Consider the following 20,233-nt stretch of genomic DNA (forward strand, 5'->3'; position numbering starts at 1 on the left):
AATTATGATGCGACATTCTTGTTTATTTCGTCCTGTATCCGGTCTGCTAGGTCGTATATTTGTATATATAACAGTAGCATGTTCCGTATCGTCCTGCACAGACGACACATTCAATAAATATCAACAGGAAGATACCGGGTTACTTACATTCGATGTAAAAGTGCCTAGCAATTGGACCAATGGCCTATCTCGTGCAGCTACGGATATAAGTATCAAGCGAATGTCGCAATCTGATCATGCGGAGCCACTATATCTTGTCACTGAAATATCGGAAGTTGCCGCAGATGCGGCAGCTTCCGATGCAGCGGCAGAAGAAGCGGCAACCCGCGGCTCTATGGTTAACTCTACCAACAATTTCCACAATAATTTCGGACTTTCCGCCATCTGCTACACCGGTACATGGCCCGATGGTAATCCAACCAATTGGCACACTGATTTTGCACATAATCTGAAAGTAGAAAAAAAAGAAGGGATATGGAAATCGACAGAGAAGTTGAACTGGTTAGGAACGGGCGGAATACGGTTCTTTGCCTATTCGCCATATTCTTCTTCGGATAACGGCATAGAACATTCTCCTGCAAGCCAAGGCGGCATTCCGACGCTTACCTACACCGTCCCCACAGACGTGACAAAGCAACACGATCTCATGACAGCGACGAAAGACTGCTCCGGAGGTCAAGGAGGTGCGGTAAAGCTAGATTTCAAGCATGCGCTGGCCGCCATCACCATAAAAACCGGTAAAGAGATGCTTTCCGGAGAAGTCACCGGCATAACGATTTCCGGAGTGTACGGAAAAGGAACTTGTCAGATAGGAACGGAAGACTGGAAAACCGAAGATAACGCTGATCACAGTTTCAGCATAGAGACAGAAATAAAACTGGATGAGAATAAAGACGACCTGATGACCAAGCCCGGCATTGAGTTGAATAAAGACGAAGAAGGATATACCTTCATGATGATTCCTCAAACACTCACGGATAACGCTACTCTGACCATAGTCTTTGCAGACAGTATTTCGAAAACACCCCACACTCTTACTGCCAAACTGAAAGAGCATACGAAAGACTATAAATGGGTGGCAGGGAAAAAATATACTTACTCTGTCAATACCACTGGCATCATAGTAGAACCGATTATTGAAGTGAAAATCAATCGGGCTAACACCTTGTATCCTAATGGCGGTCAGATAGGTATAGACGTTATGACGCTTAAGGCAGACGAAACCAGTCTGTATTCAAGAGACATGACAGATGATGAAAAACTAGCCTATCTTCCGGTCAGCGGTTTTCTGAATGACGTAAGCATTGTCGCATACACCCATGTGGTGCAGGCCAGTGCGGAAGATGAAACGAAAGAACTGTTTCGAAAACTTGATTTTAAGATTGAATGGTCTTTTGACGGCAAAGATTGGAAGTCGGGGGGGCAAGACTCCCATAATAACCCAATGGGATGGCACCCTATTGCTACCTCCCAAACCGCTGCGGATGATACCAATTGGAAGTCTCCCGTAAAAGGAAGCATACTTTTGCCTGCCCAAACGCAATTTACATACATGCAGGATTTCCTGTATGGAGAACGAGCATCTATAGATGGTACGTTATCTCGTACAGTTACCGATCCAGGAGAAGGAACGGCAACAGAGCCACACGATTTGGTCAGAAATAATGAAGTGGCACAGGAAAGCGCCAACTGTTATATTGTGAATAATCATGGTTATTATACATTTCCGGCTTACTATGGAAATACTTATGATAAGGATGGCGATACCTCGTCTTACATATATGATAGTAGCGAAGGTGATATTCCAGCCAATGTTCAAAATTTGGTACTTCCCCATTTTGTAGATCATAATAACAAGTCCATCTTAAAAGGTAGTATTGATGGCGTGGCTGATGCGATACTGCTATGGCAAGACAGCCCGGACCTTGTTACTGATGTGAAACTGAACGACAAAACACTCGGCTGGGTATCTTTTCGTGTACCCAAAGAGACCATCAACCAAGGCAATGCCGTGATTGCCGTGCGTAACAACCAAAGAGAGATTTTATGGAGCTGGCATATATGGGTCACCCATCGTAAGTGGAACGAGTCTTCCTGTATACAGATGTCGGATAATAATTTGAATGAAAAAAAACAGCCGTTTATCATAGCTCCTTGCAACCTTGGTTATTGCGAACCGCATAAAGGAGAGAACGGAAGAAGTATACTTATGCGTTTTGTCGTTGATCCTAAACTGGTGGGTGGCGATGGGGTCATACTGAATAAACATATCAAAGTGACAGGAGCACCAATGCAATCTTCAACGGAAGAAGAAGCGGCCATCATTACGTTGATTCAACCTAAAATTACAGCGTCCGTAGCCGGCGACAATACCTATTATCAATGGGGACGTAAGGATGCGATGCTACCAGGTGTGCACAATGAGGTGACTCGTAATAATGGTCTGTCTGGTGATCAAAAAATAGAATTGGATATGGTGAATAAAATGTTCTATTCTTCTAAAGGTTTCCGCTTCACTTCAGGAGAAACTTCCAAAAGTATCGGAGAGAGCATACAATTGCCTTATCAATTTTTTATCCACCAACGACCAGACGATGACCAAAAAGACCCTATTAATAACTTCAAACGACGTCACTGGCACGATGGGGAATCTGCTTATCAGAAAAAAAGTATTATGAACTATTGGAATATACAACTAATAGAAAGTGGAAATGCAAACTATTTCAACTATGACAAGAAAGACAATCCGGACTACAAGCAATCACCTAATGATCAATATGTTGTTAAAACAATATACGACCCATCGCCTGCAGGATTTAAAATTCCGCCTATTAAGGCTTTTGCTGATTTTTTTGATAATGTAACGTTGAAACAAGTAGATGCCCCAACTGAAGAAGACCCCAGTGCTAAAAAAACTGTAGCCGAAATACCAAATGCAACGCACGTAAATAGCCCATTCGATGGATGGAAAGTAAATATCAATGGAAAAGATTTTTATTTTCCCGCTACGGGAGTACGTGATATGGGAATAAAGCAAAGAGATGTAAAATATGGCACATTTCCAGCCTTCTCTTCAATAACGTACATTGCGTCATCCGGCTTCCACAATGGTTCCTCTTCAAGTTGTTTGATATTCTCTATTGATAAGAGAAATACTGTTAAATTTCCAAATTGTACAACTCCTATTGACGGAACCAACAACGCATACGGTTTCACTATCCGCCCCATCCGTGATGGCCAAACGGGAACAGGAAACTAAAGCAGCTACGAAGAGTCTCTTCCAGAGAATACCGGGCTCTTTTTATACAGTATTTCCCCCAAAAAGAAAGTGTGCCAAAAGTCAGTTGCTATTGACTTTTGGCACACTTTCTTTTACAATCGGCCTACCTTCGGACCACCTTTTTTTTTAAATGGTCCGCTCAATATTCCACACAAATGCACGCAAACCTAATTGCTGCGTTTCCAAGTCCATCTTATGCAAAGTGTCCAGCAACGGATCGACTTTGCTATCGTCTACTACCGTCAGGATAGCCGAGCACATACTTGGCCAGGCATGGCTTCCGAAATGCGGATCGCCTGTTTTCGAACCACGTCCCTGCACTTTTTCGAGGTATGTAAAACCACGGCATCCCAAACGGTCGAGCAACGCCATGATTCGTTCGTAATAAGCCTGATCGAATGTTATCAATACTGATTTCATATTTCTTTTCTTGTTATTTCTTAATAATGTTGTCTTTATTCGCCTGAAAGTAAACATCCAATTCGCGTTGACGACGGAGTTTACGACGACGGTTCTTAATACCTGTTCCTGCAAATACACAATATAGAGTAGGAATCAAAATCAATGTCAAAACTGTAGATATTGTCAAACCACCGATTACGGCAATTGCCATCGGGCTCCACATTTCAGAACCCTGACCGCCACCGATAGCCATCGGAATCATACCAAGAACGGTAGTGGCAGTGGTCATCAATACCGGACGGAGACGGCTCTTACCGGCTGTTACCACAGAGTTCAAAACAGCCAATCCACGTTCTCGACAAAGGGTGATGTAGTCGATAAGCACAATACCGTTCTTCACTACAATACCAATCAACATGATACCTCCCAATAAACTCATGACACTCAATGTACTGTTCGTAAAGAATAGTGCCATCAAGACGCCGCTAAACGCAAACGGCAGGGAGAACATGATAATGAACGGATAGGTCAGTGACTCGAACTGCGCTGCCATTACGATAAATACGAGCACAACAATCAGGATGGCAAGTGTTCCCAAATCACGGAACGAGTCCTGCTGGTCTTCGTACGAACCGGAAATCTGAATGGTGACATCTCCCGGAAGATCCATCTTATCTATCACTTTATTACCGGCAGCCACTACGTCGCCCAGCGGAGCACCGGAGATTACCGCGGAAACGGTCACGATACGTTCACGGTCTTTACGTTCGATGGTTGGAGGCGCAAAACGTTCGACTACCTTTCCTACATCTTTCACACGAACGGATTGTCCTTGTGCATTGTAAATGAGGATGTTTTCGAGACTTTCCAGACTTGTACGGAATTCGGGCGCGTAACGCACTTTGATATCGTACTCATCTCCGTCTTCACGATATTTAGAGGCTACCGCACCATTGACACGGTTACGCAGATAGTTACCGGCAGTTGAAAGATTCAAACCATGCATCGCCAGTTTTTCACGGTCGAAGTCTACCTGATATTCCGGCTGGTAGTCACTACGGCTGATGTTTACCTCGGTCACGCCTTTTACTTTCAACAATTCACGTTTCAGACGGGCTGCTACGCTATCGGTTACTGTCATATCGTATCCGTAAACCTCAAAGTCGGCACTTGCCTGTGCGGACATACCCGTGTTACTACCGCCAAGGATTACCTGTGCTTTACTAAATTCCGGATAGGCTTTCAAATCTTCACGCATCTCATCACAAACTGCTTCCAAAGTGATGTCACGATCACCCGGGTCTACCAAACTGATGTTGAACGAGATAATATGCGAACCGTTGTCCTGCATGGACGCCCAAGTATTATCGGAGTCAGCCTGACCAACGGTGTAGTTGCAGACTTTCATGATGTCTTTATACTTCGTCAGCCATTGGTTGGTCAGCTTCTGTGACAATTCTTGCGCTATCTCTTTTCGTGTACCGATCGGAAGTTCCAACTGTACGGCAATACGGGCATTATCTTGTGCCGGGAAGAACTCTGTACCGATGCCCTTTGCACACAGCAAACTGACAACGAAGAAAGCAATACATCCCACAATGACAATCGGACGATGGCGTACAGCCCAGTTCAGCATCTTCGCATACCAGGTATCGAGTCCGTCAAGCACTTTCTCTATCGGAGTAAAGAAGAGCTTGAACATCTTCGACGGTTTCTTCTGCAAACGAAGCAACTGGGAACAAAGCATCGGAGTCAAGGATAGTGCGGCGACCGTAGAAATAAACATGATGGCACACATCATCCAACCCAGCTGTTTGAAAAGTACACCGGACATACCGCTTACCATTGTCAACGGGAAGAACACGGCAATCATGGTCAGCGTAGAAGCGATTACAGAAATTGCCACCTCATTTGTTCCGTGCACAGCTGCCTGTTTCGGATCGGAGCCACGTTCGATATGGGTCGTTACGTTCTCAAGTACTACAATCGCATCATCCACCACCATACCGATAGCGATAGAAAGCGACGAAAGCGAGATAATATTAATCGTATTTCCACTAATAGCCAGGTAAATGAATGAGGCAATCAACGAAAGCGGAATGGTAATACAGATAATCAGCGTTGCACGCCAGCGTCCCAGGAAGAGGAACACGACGATGACAACGAAGAGCAAGGCATACGCAACGGTTTCCGTCAAACTGTCGATAGTGTTCAAAATGTTTTCGGAGGTATCGACGATGACACCGATCTTTACGTCACTCGGCAGGTTCTTCTGAAGCCTCGGCAGTGCGTCGGCTACTTTCTTGGAGATTTCTACCGAATTGGCTCCCGACTGTTTCTGAACAACAATCATAGCACCTTGCACACCATTGTTATAGGTTTCCTGCGCGCGTTCTTCCACGGTATCGACGATTTGGGCTACATCACGCAGAAAGACATTTGCCCCATTATGCGTACCTACCACTACGTCTGCCAATTGGCGGGAATCATCGAACTCACCTTCTACACGCAATGCATAGGTTTCACTACCGATATCGAAGTTACCACCGGGGATGTTTTTGTTCTCGGCACCGATGATGGAACTGATAGTTTCGATGGTCAGGTGATAGGCTTCCAGTTTATTGGGATCGCAATATACCTGAATCTCACGTTGCGGCGCACCACTGATAGACACGGTTCCGACTCCCGGAATACGCGCCAGCGGATTTACCACACGGTCGTCCAATATCTTATAAAGTGCTGACTGACTCTCATTAGCCTGTACGGAAAGCAGCACAATCGGAATCATGTCCGTACTAAATTTGAAGATGATCGGATTCTCGACATCATCGGGAAGCTGCGAACTTACCATGTCGAGTTTATCACGTACATCATTGGTCAGAACGTCAATATCGTTACCAAACTCGAACTCCAATGTAATCAATGACATATTCTCGGAAGAACGGGAGGTAATATGTTTCAGGTTACTCACCGCGTTCAACGTATTTTCGAGCGGGCGAGTCACATTATTTTCTATATCCGAAGCACTTGCTCCGGGATAAGCGGTCATTACCATGATTGTATTCGTGTCAATATCCGGATACAAGTCGATAGGTAACTTCGACAAAGAGAAAAGACCAAAAATCACCACTGCCAGGAAGCAGAGGGAGGTCATAATCGGTTTCTTAACCGCACCTTCGTATAAACTCATGTTGTTTTATTTAAAAGCCTCTCCCCGCTCCTCTCCCAAAAAGAAGGAGCCGGAAGATAGTTTTGAAATCAGGTTAATTAATAAAAACATTGGGCGAAAGGTACTGAACACCTCTTATTTGGAAGAAGGCCGGGAAGAGGCTTCCACCTCTACTTCCATACCGTTCACCAAACGTGACTGTCCGGCAACTACCACCTGTGAGTTATCCGGTACACCGGATTTCAACTCATACTCCGTACCCATGCGTCTACCCAGTTCGACCTTATTATAAGATACTTTACCGTCTTTATAAACGAATACATAACGGTCGCCGGAACCTGCCTGCTTAACGATTGCCAAATCGGGAACAACTACGTTTTCTGCCGTACCGAAGTTCAATGTCGCGCGGGCAAACATTCCCGGACGCACGCGCCGGTCTTTATTATCCAGTCTGATCTCTACCTGGAATGTACGGGTAGTGGCATCTATGGTAGGATAAATCAGGTTGATGGTTCCTGTAAATACTTCATCTCCATATACATCGAGTTTCACGTCGACAGGAGTACCTTTCTTCACTTTCGTGAAGTAAGTTTCGGACACGTTAATCAGGAGTTTTACGGGAGTGATCTGTTCCACTACAAGTACCGGTTCTCCACCGCTGTACATATCGCCATTATCATAGTTGCGTGCAGTGACTACACCATTGATAGGGCTTTGCAAAGAGGTATTCTCCAGCAGATTCTTATAAGCAGTTTTCTTCACATCGAGTTGCATCTTCGAAGCATCCCACTCTGATTTGGACGCACCGCCCACTTTATATAATTCGTCGATACGGTTGAATTCTATTTCCTGATTATCTAGTTGCAGCTTTGTCTGTTTCAGGTTGGCTGCATCCATCTGCACAAGTTTCTGGCCTTTGGATACGCGGTCGCCCACTTCCACAAAAATCCGGTCGATACGTACGGGAGACGAAGGTGCTATATTATTCTTTACTTCGGCTTCCACCGTCGCTGTGTAATCTTGTATTTGATCTACGGGACGGGCTTTTACGTCTGCCAGCTTCACAATGGGCTTCGCGTCCACGTGTCCCGTAGCCGCTTTGTCTTTTCCACCTGTACATGAGCCCATAAACACAGTTAACAGCAGGGCTACCAATTGGATACTTCTTTTCATATTCCTTATTTGTAATTTTTTAGTTGTCTATCTTTATTCTTTTCCCAGAACCTGATCGAGGTCTGCCTTAGCAACCAGGTAATCGTATATGGACTGATTATAGGTGAGTTGCGCCTGTGTCAGCGACACTTGGGAACTGTTCAGTTCGAGCACTGTACCCTTACCTACATCATAACGTTTTTCAGCAATCACTACCGCTTTCTTTGCCTGCATCACATTTTCCTTGTTGCTGACTACCTGCTCTGTGCTGGCACTCATGTTATTGCGACAACTGACAATCTGCATATTCAACTGTCTTTCCGTATCAATACGGTTCCAATCGAGCTGGCGCATCTGTATACGGGCAGATTTCACTTTCGTAAAGTTACTTGCTTTATATAAAGGTATGCTAAGATTGAACATCAGATTAGAACTGTTGCTCCAGTTGTAATTGAAAAAATTGATATTCGGATTATACAGTGATTGATATTGGTAGGAGAAACTCATTGAAAGAGTCGGTATAAAGTTTGTTTTCAAAGACTTTATGTTCTTTTCAAGCAACTTCATGTTCAGGTCCAACTGCTTCATGGTGGTATTGTTGTCCAGATTTACATTCTCTTCCCTCAACTGGTTGGCAAACATGACCGTTTCATAGTTGGTCAGATTATCATTAATCCTGATCTCCACATCGGCTGTGATGCCCATCAGGACTTTCAACTGCAACTTAGCCAAAGTCACCGCATTGGCCGCCGAAATCAAGTTCGGTTTAATACTGCGCATCTGCACTTCTGCACTGATCTTGTCATATTCGCTCACAGTTCCCTGCTGATATTTGGCATTCACTACATTGTAATTATCTTCTGCCAGTTTATAACTGCCTTGAAGCACTTCATAGCTGTCCTGCGCAAGCATCAACTGATAATAAGCCTTGCTCACCTGATTCACGAGATCCAGTTTGGAAGCGCGTGACTTCTCTACTGCCAGTTCAATATCTGTCTTTGTCATCGACATAGCACGATAAACACCCGGCACAAAGAGTGGTAGATTAATACTCAATCCGGCATTGGCGGTGTTCGAACCGTCTTGCCCCATCTTGAACGACATATCGTTCAATTTCATTTCAGCCGCTTTAATGGTATGGTCTAATGAACCGGCAATACTAGCCTCCGGTAACAGACTTTGCCAGGCTTCCTTACTGGCAACTTTCTTTAAAGCGATTTCTTCTGCTGCCACTTTTATTGTCGGATTCTCATCCAATGCAATTTCCAGGGCTTTGTCTAAGGTCAAGGTTAGTATATTCTTCTCCACCTGTGTGTCCTGCGCCTTTGCAAAACCAAATGCACAGAGTGCCACGGCTACCAGAAGAATCTTCTTACCTGCCAATCTTTTCATCTTGTTCATAAACTGAATTTCTAATTTAATCTTACTTGTTTGTCAATAGAACCTCACTCTTGCTCTAATCTGCGATGCGGTTCTTACGATATTCTTGTATAAAGTCTTCCAGTACTTTTGCTCCTTTTTCGGTGGAGATGCCGCGTATATAAGTAAACATGATGGATTCGTACACTTCAATAAAAGGATATTCATTGCAGATATCCGTATTCAGAAGTACATCAAACTGCTCTCGTACCAGCAAATTGACGATGGCGAAGTTCACATCCGGACGAAAAATGCCCTGCTCTACTCCTGTTTTGAAGAAGGACATCGTTTTCTGCGAATCGCTGTCCTGCCGGTTCTTCATCATCTCATACACTTTCGGATATTTCTTGATGTCTTCAAAAAAGCGTTTGTTCGTCTGATGAAACATCTCGATACTTTTCTGAAAGACCGCAAGTATCACTTCCAACACATTGTGCGACTCTTCAAAGACTTTCTGCAAGTACTTATCTCTTTCTGCCTGCGCCTTCAGTATGCATTCTTTCAACAACGATTCTTTATCCGAAAAGACTTCATAGAGCGTACGTTTGGATATTCCTAATGCTGCCGCAATATCGTCCATTGTAATGCTCTTGATGCCTTTTGAAGTAAAAGCTTCTGTTGCCGCCGTTATGATCCGTTCTCTTAACTCTATCCGTTGAGAAGCGTCTTTTCCATGCTCTGTCATCATCCGTTTTTCTATTTTATTAAAATGCAGTTTTCGTTTTCTTTTCATTTCCAAAGGAAAAACGGAACAAAGATATGCAGAAAACTCAATTAACAAATCAAGTTTCCATCTATTTATAATCCATTTGGGAATTATTATCATTCAATAGAGCAAAATGAAAACAAGTGTTAATAGGAAATACGGAACAAACATAGGGCAAAGGTAAAAAGGAAGGCAATACGAAGTAAAGTTTTATCGCCGGCAGAAGGATTACAGTCGACAAATGCCGGATAAATGTCGATAGAATCAACACTTACCCGGCAACAGCAGTCACCATTATTAACGAAAAGCGAAAAAGGGTCAGTTTATTGTCAGTATTCAATCTGTGTCCTCTTCAAGAAGGCAACTGTTTTATGTATCGCCTTGTACATCACGATATCATCTTTCACAAAAGGCACTTCTTTCCGATAAGCATGGAGGAAACGCTCAAGGATTGGGGAAGTTTTCTGCGGACGACGGAAGTCGATGCCTTGTGCGGCATTCATCAGTTCGATGGCAAGGATATGTTCCAGATTGTCCATCACTTTATAGAGTTTGGTAGCGGCGTTGGCGCCCATGCTTACGTGGTCTTCCTGTCCGTTGGAAGAGACGATGGAGTCGCTCGAAGCCGCATAGCAGTACATTTTATTCTGGCTAACCATCGAAGCGGCGGCATATTGCGGAATCATAAAGCCGGAGTTCAGACCGGGGTTGGCAACCAGGAATTCAGGCAGCCCCCGGAGTCCCATAATCAGTTGGGAGACACGGCGTTCGGAGATATTTCCCAATTCGGCCAAAGCGATGGCAAGGAAGTCATAAGAGATGGCAAGCGGTTGTCCGTGGAAATTTCCGCCGGAGATGATCCGGTCTTCATCGGGGAAGATGGTGGGGTTGTCCGTGACGGAATTGATTTCGGTCAGCAATACGGAGGCAACGTAACGGATAGCATCTTTCGTGGCACCGTGTACTTGCGGGATGCAACGGAAGGAGTAGGGATCTTGAACGTGTTCTTTGTGGCGTTCGATAAGTTCGCTGCCGGCCAGTAGTTTACGGAAGGCTTCGCCTGTCTCAATCTGTCCCTGATGGGGGCGGATTTGCTGGATGCAGTCCATAAACGGATCGATACGGCCGTCAAAGGCTTCGAGAGAAAGGGCAGCTATGAGGTCGGCCCTTTTCGAGAGGCGGAAGGCTTTCAGTATGGCAAATACACCGTTGGCGCTCATAAATTGGGTGCCGTTAAGCAGGGCCAGTCCTTCTTTGCTCATTAGTTTGACGGGTTCCCAGCCGAATTCGTCGAGTACGCTGATGGCTTCGCACTTTTTTCCTTTATAGTAGACATCGCCGACACCGATCAGGGGGAGGAAAAGATTGGCAAGCGGTGCGAGGTCGCCGGAGGCTCCAAGGGAGCCGCGGTCGTAGACGATGGGCATGACGTCATTATTGAAGAAGTCAAGGATGCGTTGTACGGTGATTACTTGTACACCGCTATGTCCCAATGAGAGGGCGTGGGCTTTGAGAAGCATCATCAGTTTGATGATGACGGGGCGGATTTCCTCGCCTACACTGCAAGCATGACTTTTTATGAGGTTCTCCTGGAGTATTCCGAGTTCGTCGGGAGAAATATTTTTGGTACATAAAGAGCCGAAACCTGTTGTTATACCGTACAACGGTTCATCGGAAGAAGCTATTTTGTGGTCGAGGTAATCACGGCATTTCTGGATGCGCAACTTGGCTTCAGGAGCTAGTTCCAGTTTCAGGTTTTCGTTGATAATTCGTTCGATGATCTCGAAGGTTAATGCTCCGGAACCGATATGATATACATTCTTACTCATACGCGCAGGTCTTGATTTACGGCATCCAACAATTCTTTTTCTCTCCGACAGGCGGTTTGCTCGATTGTATCGGCTTCGGTTTGTAGCTGGAGGACAAATTCTCTGTCTTTGAGCGAACCGAGGTTGATACGGACGTTCAGCAAGGCTCCCAATACGGCAGAACGGGCGGACATCATGGCTACGCAGGCATCTGTGACGGCATTGCGGTTGCCCAGACGGGCAACATCTGCTATGACGGACATCATATCCAAAGCTTTGCGAGCTACTTCCAATGGAACGAGGGCGGCTTGTTTGGTTGCTTCCTGAATGGCGGCACTTCGGGCGGCTTTCTCTTCTTCGGTTGTTTTAGGGAGTTTGAAGCAGGCAAAAACTTCTTCGTAGGCAGCGGAGTCTTTATCGATAAGCGCAATAAATTCATCCAGCAAACGAAGAGTAATTGTTTGTGCGTGTTGCATTACTTCTTCACTGACTTCGTATCCTTTTTTTCCGACGGTGAGCCGTGCCACCATCGTGGAAAGGGCGGAAGCCAGTGCTCCGTTCAATGCGGCAATACTACCACCACCGGGTACAGGGTCACTGCAAGCAACTTTATCTAAGAAATCTTTTACGGTTAAATCTGCTAACATGGTATTCTGTTTTAAGTGATTAATAAATGAGTTGGTCAACTATTAAGCGACGGGGTATAACATACCGCCTTTAATAGTCATGATTACACAATTCATACCTATATAATAAGGTAGGATATGATAGTTGTCGGAATTGAGGACGATAAAATCGCCTTGTTTGCCTACTTCGATGCTTCCAATCCGGTCGGCTCGCTGAAGGGCGGCAGCTCCGTTCAGGGTCAGGGCGGTGATGGTTTCTTCGATGCTCATTTTCATATAGATGCAGGCCAGAGCAATGGTCAGTGGGATAGAACCGGAGAAACAACTGCCGGGATTCAAGTCGGTGGCAAGTGCTACCGCACAGCCGGAGTCAATCATTTCACGACCACGTGCGTAGGGTTCTTTCAAGGCAAAAGCGGTCAAGGGTAACAGGGTGGCTACTACTCCGGCATCGGCCATTGCACGGATGCCGGCATCGGATGCGTGCAGGAGATGATCAGCAGACAATGCTGCCAGTTCGGCTGCCAGTTCGGCTCCACCGAGAGAGACGATTTCGTCAGCGTGGAGTTTCAACAGAAAGCCGTGTTCCTTGGCTGCCTGAAGCAGGCGGCGGGACTGTTCGATAGAGAAAACGCCTTGTTCACAAAAGACATCACAACATTCTGCCAGTTCGCCGTCACGAACAAGGGGAAGCATTTCACGAATCAGGAAGTCGATGTATTCGTCACTTCTTCCTGCATATTCTTCGGGAAGGGCATGAGCGCCTAGGAAGGTGGAGACTATATCGACACGTTTATGCTCGGTGTTGTTCAGGCTGCGCATTACCTTTAGTTGTAATAATTCTGTTTCACGATCCAGCCCGTAGCCGCTTTTACCTTCTACGGTGGTCACACCCATTGTGCTCATTCTTTTCAGAAAACCTTCGGCTGCTGAACGTAGTTTTAGGAAGTTCATTTGTCGGGTGGCTTTTACGGTACTTGCAATTCCACCTCCCCGCTCCATGATTGACATATAGCTTTCGCCGTTCAGACGCCATGAGAATTCTTCGGAACGTTCTCCGCCAAACACAAAATGGGTATGGGAATCAACGAAGCCGGGCAAGAGGCAGTGTCCGCGAGCGTTATAATGCCAGTAGTGTTGATAGTAACCATCCCGATCTTCACCACGGTTCTCACCAACGTAGGTGATGACTCCTTTGGTGACTTCCACGGTTCCGTTCTCTATGACTTGCAGTTGGGACATTTCTTCTCCTTTACGGGCGGAAAAGCCGATGGGGGTTACGATACGGGCATTGAATATGATTAGGTTTTCACTCATAAATTATCCGAATTATCTTTGTTTATTCTTGTTTCATTCATCCTGCTTCCTGTCCCGTTGTTTTTTATCAGGTACGTTCCCCTGTAAAAACATCCGTTCTGATTTGGATTGAATATTCTCTAACATATTTCTTTACCGTCTATTCCATGATGCGGGCCTCCAAGACTTGCTGCATGGAAAAGTTTTCGAGTCCAAGATAGTAGGAAGCTGTATCAATCAGGGCTTCCATCGGTACAAGACCGATGATTTCACTACCAACAATCGTAACACCATAACGGCGGGCTTCGATACGCACCAGTTCGAAGGCGCGGTAAAGTGCAGTACGGGTGTAGTCGGTCATGTTAATGGATACCTGGGTGATGTTTCTCTCCTTTAGCTCCACTCCCATTGCTTTCACATAGCGGAGTCCTCCGTTGATATGACGAATATTCTTTGCTATCTTGGTAGCTATTTCCAGATTATCTGTATTAAGATTGATATTGTAGGCTACGAGCGGCATGCGGGCTCCGATTGCGACTGTACCTGCGGTTGGGTGACGTTCGGCAGGTCCGAAATCAGGTTGCCATTCGGGTAGTTTGATTTTTTCAGCCATTCCTTCAAATTCTCCTTTACGGACGGAAGCGAGATTTTCCCGGTGCGGCGCAGTTGCCGACTTTTCATACAGGAAGACAGGAAGATGATAGTTCTCGGCCACTTTTGCGGCCACTTTCTTAGATAGTTCGACGGCTTCTTCCATGCTGGTATTCTTAATCGGGATAAAAGGAATAACATCTACCGCTCCCATACGGGGATGTTGCCCGGTATGCTGATTCAGGTCTATCAAACGGACAGCCACACCGACCGCTTCAACGATTGCTTCGTACAAAGCCTCCGGCTCACCGACAAGGGTTACAACCAGACGGTTATGGTCTTCATCATTACTGTAATCAAGCAGTTTTACTCCGGCCTTAATACGGAAAGGGGCTACTATCTGATCTATTTTCTCTAAATCGCGTCCCTCGCTAAAATTGGGTACGCATTCAATAATTTTATTCCAACTCATATCAAATATCTATTATTATAGAGGTTATATTCAATTGAATAACTATATGTTTTACATCAAACAAGTGCTCTTGCCAAATAGCCCTTATATTATCAGGCACGGATCACACGAGTTTCATATCGAATAACGGCATGGTTTATACTAAACAGCTGCATGTTTAAACAGTTCCATATATTATGGGAATTTATTCCCTCATTTTATGAGAATATTTTCCCTTATTTTGTGAGACTACTTTCCCACAATATGTGGGACTATTTTCTTTATTAGTTCTTCGTCCGCTACATACGGCATTGTTATCTGATAATCTCTTGCATGGGATTCATTAAATGCTTCACTTGTCTCCATCGCATGCGGATTACGCGCCCATGAACGACGGGCTACTCCGCCCATCACATCCCAAAGCATTGCTGAACGGAGTATTTCATCTACCCGTTCGCTACCGTCACATACCATACCGAAGCCGCCATTGATTGCTTTGCCAATACCTACTCCACCGCCATTGTGCAAGGCTACCAGGCTCATTCCACGGGCACAATTTCCGGCAAAACATTGCACAGCCATATCTGCCATCACATTGCTTCCGTCTTTGATATTCGATGTCTCCCGGAAAGGAGAATCCGTTCCGCTTACGTCATGGTGGTCCCGTCCCAGCATGATAGGACCTACTTCGCCCCGGCGGACCATCTCATTGAAACGGAGGGCTATGTTCATTCTCCCGACTGCATCCTGATACAGAATACGTGCCTGTGTCCCCACCACGAGCTGATTCTTCTCGGCATCACGTATCCAGTTGTAGTTGTCAAGATCCTGCCCGCGCCGGTTGACGTCGATACATTCCATAGCCGCGTGATCTGTTTTTATCAGATCTTCATGTTTGCCACTCAAGCAAACCCATCTGAACGGGCCGTAGCCATAATCAAAGAGTTGAGGACCCATAATGTCTTCAACATAGCTTGGCCAGATAAATCCGTCTTTTTCATCAATACCGTTGCGGGAGATTTCTCTTACTCCGGCATCGTATATGGCTTTCATGAAAGAATTGCCATAATCAAAGAAATAAGTTCCACGGGCTACGAGCTTCTCGATAACTTCGAAATGACGGCGCAGGGATACATCGACTAAGTGACGGAATTGTTCCGGTGATTCGTGAAGAAGGCATGTGCGTTCTTCAAAGGTTAATCCGGCAGGACAATATCCGCCTTCGTAAACAGCATGGCAGGAAGTTTGATCGGATAATAATTCAATAGGAATTCTTTCGCGTTCGGCATATTCGAGCAAGTCTACGACATTGCCATGATAGGCTATCGAGCAAGGTTCACGACGTCGCATTGCTTCAGATGCCATCTGGTATGCTTCGGCTATATCCGTAGTCACGTGTCCCACCCATCCTTGGCGGTGGCGTGTTTCAATGCGCGAGCTATCTACTTCGGCTATGATGGAGACTGCTCCTGCTATCTCCGCCGCTTTAGGTTGTGCGCCGCTCATCCCTCCCAAACCGGAAGATACGAATAAATGTCCCCGCAGATCCTGGTCTTGTGGAATACCCAGTTTCAATCGCCCGGCATTGAGGAGGGTATTGAAAGTTCCATGTACAATTCCTTGAGGGCCGATATACATCCAACCGCCTGCGGTCATTTGCCCGTAATTGGCAACTCCCATCTGAGCGGCAATATGCCAATCATATTGATTGTCGAATTGCCCGATCATCATTGAATTGGTTATTATAACGCGGGGAGCATCGGGACGGGAGCGAAAAAGCCCTAATGGATGTCCGGATTCAATAACCAGCGTCTGTTCTTGGGTAAGTTCTTCGAGGTATTGTTTTATCAGCTGATATTGCATCCAGTTTTGACAGACTTGTCCGGTTTCACCGTAAGTAACTAATTCGTAAGGATACAGTGCTATATCGAAGCAAAGGTTATTATCAATCATTACTTGAAAAGCCTTGCCTTCAATGCATTGTCCCCGGTATTCGTCAATCGGCTTTGCCTTCAAGTCGCCGGCAGGACGGAAACGGTATCCGTAAATCCGTCCGCGAGTGCGTAGCTCTTCCATAAATTCAGGAGCCAGTTGTTCGTGCCACTCGTTAGGAATATAACGCAAAGCATTTTTTAATGCTATGATTGCCTGCGCTGGGGTAAGTGTATAACCACGGTCGGGAGCTCTCCGGATACCTTCTAAAAAATCCGGATAAGGAGGTAGTGTGTTGCCAAGAGTTATTCTCATAATAAACAGAATTAAGGATTACAAACTGTAAGCAATACAGTCTTATAACTCTTCGCAAGATAGAAAAAAAGAAGATAAAAGACAAGAGAATTGACAGATTTATTATCAGAAAGGTATTGTTACATTTACAGTTTGATAGAAGGACAAGACACAAGCAATGCCAAAACTCTCTTATGCTTCTATACAAGCACGAAGACAAGCTGTTTTCTCAAAATGGATAGTAACCCACATCTCAATAATATCATTATACAGGTGATTGTATTATTGATAGGGCCTTTCATAGTATGCCAACCGAAATGAATGGAATTACTCCTTTTGTTTATTCTGCAACTCTAACAGATATTTAAAAGTATGCTTTGCCTCCTGACTATCATCTTTCAAATATGCTTGTCTCAGTTCCGGATAATTCTTCAATAATTGCAGCATTCTGTCTTTCCCCAAAAAGTCGACTTTTCCTGTTTCACCATTCAATTCATAGCAAACACGTTTTGTAACCAGACTTGAAGCGGCAAGAGCATCGCCTATATTCCCTCCCAGTTTTACATCATCTTCTTCCACAAAGTTACCTCCGATAACCGAGCCTAAAGGCATTGCACAAAAATAAATGTTTTTACCTAACTGAACAGCAGGAGCATACCATGCTCCAAAACGCAACTTCTTATAGCGCAACTTACGACAGTTCAAATATAAATTCCCTTTTTCGTCACGCACTGCAAAACAACGCTTCTTCAAACGCCGGCACATCGACTCGTCATCACCGGCCGTGATCCGGTAATCAGCCCCTCCTGTTAATACGATCTGATTTTTGGAACGTTTTTCTACACGCAACACAGTAGTGGTATCACCATGTTGAGTCAGTAACTCTTTCAGGTTGGAATAAATAATATTCTGCGCAATTAACGGAAGGCTAATCACGCTTATCAGCAAACATAAGATACATCCTTTCTTCATAAGCATCCTCCTTTCCTGTCTAACGCCTTTTCGAGTGGAAAGTTATAAATTTTAGCGGATAAATGCAAGAATGAGAAAAGAAATATTGAAAATTTCTTCCAGCTAACAACAACATTATCAAGATGAGTTACAATTCAGGGGCACTTCTTCCTACTTCCGTTAATAAACAGTAAATCTACTCTTGACAAAAACAAGCTCCTATCCCGACCGTTATGAATTATATTACCTTTGTGCAAAAGATTTAAATTTGTCATGGAAAAACTAGAACAGGTCATTACCACATATCAGCAAATCATTCAGAAAACAGAGCTGGAGTTACAGAAGGCACGGAAACGTATCTATTATATAAGCCTTCTCCGACTTATCTTATTTGTAGGAGCCGTAGCAAATGCCATTATCTTTTGGTCTGACGGTTGGCTATGTCTCTCTGCAGTGGCTATCCTGCCCTTTATCTTATTCATTTGGTTAGTAAAACGCCATAATTTCTGGTTCTACCGGAAAGACTTTCTGAAAAAGAAAATAGAAATCAATGAGCAGGAACTACGTGCCATGCAATATGATTTTTCTGATTTTGATGATGGAAAAGAGTTCATAAATCCATCTCACCTCTATACTCTTGATTTAGACGTATTTGGCGAATTCTCTCTTTTCCAATACATTAACCGGACCGCAACTCCTATCGGCAAGCAGCATCTCGCAAACTGGTTCAATGTACATCTGGAAAAGAAGGAGGCTATTGAACACCGTCAGGAAGCGATCCGGGAACTCTCCACCGATTTGGAATATCGCCAACAAATCCGCTTACTTGGATTACTCTATAAAGGAAAGCCTGCCGATACCACCGAAATCAAAGAATGGGCAGCCAGTCCGAGTTATTATCGAAAACGCACACTCTTGCGCATCCTTCCAATAGCGGTAACAGTTATTAATTTCTTGTGCATAAGTCTAGCCATTGGGGGAATTATATCGGCTAACATTGCAGGAGGAGTATTTGTCAGCTTTGTATTATTCAGCACTATTTTCTCTAAAGGAATCACGAAACTGCAAACAACCTACGGAGAAAAGCTGCAGATTCTTTCGACATATGCTGACCAAATTCTGCTCACTGAACAAAAAGAAATGCACAGCCATATACTGCAAGAGTTAAAAACGGACCTTACGAGTCAGAATCAAACCGCTTCTCAAGCCGTCCGCCAGCTTTCTAAACTGATGAACGCACTCGACCAACGAAGCAATCTGCTAATGAGCACTATACTCAACGGACTGATATTTTGGGAGCTACGCCAGGTGATGCGAATCGAGAAGTGGAAAGAAATGCACGCATCCGACCTACCCCGCTGGATAGAAACAATCGGAGAAATAGATGCCTATTGCTCCCTGGCAACATTCGCATATAATCATCCGGATTATATCTACCCCACTATCGCCGCTCAATCTTTCCACCTACAAGCTGAATCTCTGGGACATCCTTTAATGGATCGCAACAAATGTGTGCGCAACGGAATAGACATTGAGAAACGTCCTTTCTTTATTATAATCACAGGTGCCAATATGGCAGGCAAAAGTACTTATCTACGTACCGTAGGAGTAAACTATCTACTGGCATGTATTGGAGCCCCCGTTTGGGCAAAGCAAATGAAAATATATCCAGCACGCCTCGTTACCAGTCTCCGAACCAGTGATTCCCTAGCCGACAACGAATCTTATTTCTTTGCAGAACTTAAGCGGCTCAAATTAATCATAGACAAACTTGAAGCCGGAGAAGAACTTTTCATCATTCTTGATGAAATACTGAAAGGCACAAACTCCATGGATAAACAAAAAGGCTCTTTCGCCCTTATCAAACAATTCATGCACATGAATGCCAATGGTATCATCGCTACCCATGACTTGTTATTAGGAACCTTAATAGAGTCTTTCCCACAAAATATCCGGAATTACTGTTTCGAAGCTGACATTACAAACAATGAGCTCACCTTCTCATATCAAATGAAAAACGGAGTTGCTCAAAACATGAACGCTTGCTTCTTAATGAAAAAAATGGGAATCGCCGTCATTAACGACTAATCCCCATTTTTGTATGAAAATCAAAGTTATCTTTTACAGTAACATCTAAAACCTGTTTTATTTAGTAG

13 protein-coding genes are annotated in these 20,233 nt (G+C 44.6%); 2 read left to right on the forward strand and 11 right to left on the reverse strand.

Features of this window, described 5'->3' with window-relative positions; all coding sequences use genetic code 11:
- The first annotated feature begins 4 nt into the window (after nucleotides 1-4).
- A complete protein-coding gene (locus I2I04_RS16980) occupies nucleotides 5-3,259 on the forward strand; it encodes a fimbrillin family protein (protein ID WP_229127007.1) in 3,255 nt (1,084 codons plus the stop codon).
- A gap of 147 nt (nucleotides 3,260-3,406) precedes the next feature.
- On the opposite strand, the gene I2I04_RS16985 is transcribed toward I2I04_RS16980, so the two are convergent.
- The 11 genes from I2I04_RS16985 to I2I04_RS17035 all read right to left on the reverse strand — a co-directional run bounded on the left by I2I04_RS16985 (nucleotide 3,407) and on the right by I2I04_RS17035 (nucleotide 18,098).
- The gene (locus tag I2I04_RS16985) at nucleotides 3,407-3,700 is read right to left on the reverse strand and encodes a PG0541 family transporter-associated protein (protein WP_004296309.1); all 294 of its coding nucleotides are present in this window, start codon (nucleotides 3,698-3,700) and stop codon (nucleotides 3,407-3,409) included.
- A gap of 13 nt (nucleotides 3,701-3,713) precedes the next feature.
- On the reverse strand, nucleotides 3,714-6,872 hold the full coding sequence (locus I2I04_RS16990; RefSeq protein ID WP_195655485.1) for an efflux RND transporter permease subunit: 3,159 nt from the start codon (nucleotides 6,870-6,872) through the stop codon (nucleotides 3,714-3,716).
- 114 nt (nucleotides 6,873-6,986) lie between these two features.
- Nucleotides 6,987-8,024 (reverse strand): efflux RND transporter periplasmic adaptor subunit, encoded by a 1,038-nt coding sequence (locus tag I2I04_RS16995; protein ID WP_143259167.1) that lies wholly within the window; start codon nucleotides 8,022-8,024, stop codon nucleotides 6,987-6,989.
- 33 nt (nucleotides 8,025-8,057) lie between these two features.
- A complete protein-coding gene (locus I2I04_RS17000) occupies nucleotides 8,058-9,404 on the reverse strand; it encodes a TolC family protein (RefSeq protein ID WP_143259168.1) in 1,347 nt (448 codons plus the stop codon).
- A gap of 55 nt (nucleotides 9,405-9,459) precedes the next feature.
- The gene (locus I2I04_RS17005) at nucleotides 9,460-10,110 is read right to left on the reverse strand and encodes a TetR/AcrR family transcriptional regulator (RefSeq protein ID WP_143259169.1); all 651 of its coding nucleotides are present in this window, start codon (nucleotides 10,108-10,110) and stop codon (nucleotides 9,460-9,462) included.
- Nucleotides 10,111-10,457: 347 nt separating this feature from the next.
- Nucleotides 10,458-11,957 carry a histidine ammonia-lyase gene (hutH, locus tag I2I04_RS17010; RefSeq protein ID WP_195655486.1) on the reverse strand — a complete coding sequence of 500 codons (1,500 nt, stop codon included), beginning with the start codon at nucleotides 11,955-11,957 and terminating at the stop codon, nucleotides 10,458-10,460.
- Nucleotides 11,954-12,583: a cyclodeaminase/cyclohydrolase family protein gene (locus I2I04_RS17015; RefSeq protein ID WP_143259171.1), complete on the reverse strand. Its 630-nt coding sequence runs from the start codon at nucleotides 12,581-12,583 to the stop codon at nucleotides 11,954-11,956. Before I2I04_RS17015 ends, hutH begins: the two co-directional genes overlap by 4 nt.
- A gap of 42 nt (nucleotides 12,584-12,625) precedes the next feature.
- On the reverse strand, nucleotides 12,626-13,879 hold the full coding sequence (gene hutI / locus I2I04_RS17020) for an imidazolonepropionase (protein WP_143259172.1): 1,254 nt from the start codon (nucleotides 13,877-13,879) through the stop codon (nucleotides 12,626-12,628).
- Nucleotides 13,880-14,018: 139 nt separating this feature from the next.
- Nucleotides 14,019-14,921, reverse strand: a complete 903-nt coding sequence (gene ftcD / locus I2I04_RS17025; RefSeq protein WP_143259173.1) for a glutamate formimidoyltransferase — start codon at nucleotides 14,919-14,921, stop codon at nucleotides 14,019-14,021.
- Between the two features lie 228 nt (nucleotides 14,922-15,149).
- Nucleotides 15,150-17,147, reverse strand: coding sequence for a urocanate hydratase (locus I2I04_RS17030; RefSeq protein WP_195655487.1), 1,998 nt, complete (start codon nucleotides 17,145-17,147; stop codon nucleotides 15,150-15,152).
- Nucleotides 17,148-17,453: 306 nt separating this feature from the next.
- Nucleotides 17,454-18,098 carry a DUF6563 family protein gene (locus I2I04_RS17035; RefSeq protein WP_185911558.1) on the reverse strand — a complete coding sequence of 215 codons (645 nt, stop codon included), beginning with the start codon at nucleotides 18,096-18,098 and terminating at the stop codon, nucleotides 17,454-17,456.
- 252 nt (nucleotides 18,099-18,350) lie between these two features.
- On the opposite strand from I2I04_RS17035, the gene I2I04_RS17040 reads away from it, so the two are divergent.
- Nucleotides 18,351-20,165, forward strand: a complete 1,815-nt coding sequence (locus I2I04_RS17040) for a MutS family DNA mismatch repair protein (protein ID WP_195655488.1) — start codon at nucleotides 18,351-18,353, stop codon at nucleotides 20,163-20,165.
- Nucleotides 20,166-20,233: the final 68 nt, after the last annotated feature.

The organism is Bacteroides sp. 1001136B_160425_E2 (genome assembly GCF_015559655.1).
GTDB classification, from domain to species: Bacteria; Bacteroidota; Bacteroidia; order Bacteroidales; family Bacteroidaceae; genus Bacteroides; species Bacteroides luhongzhouii.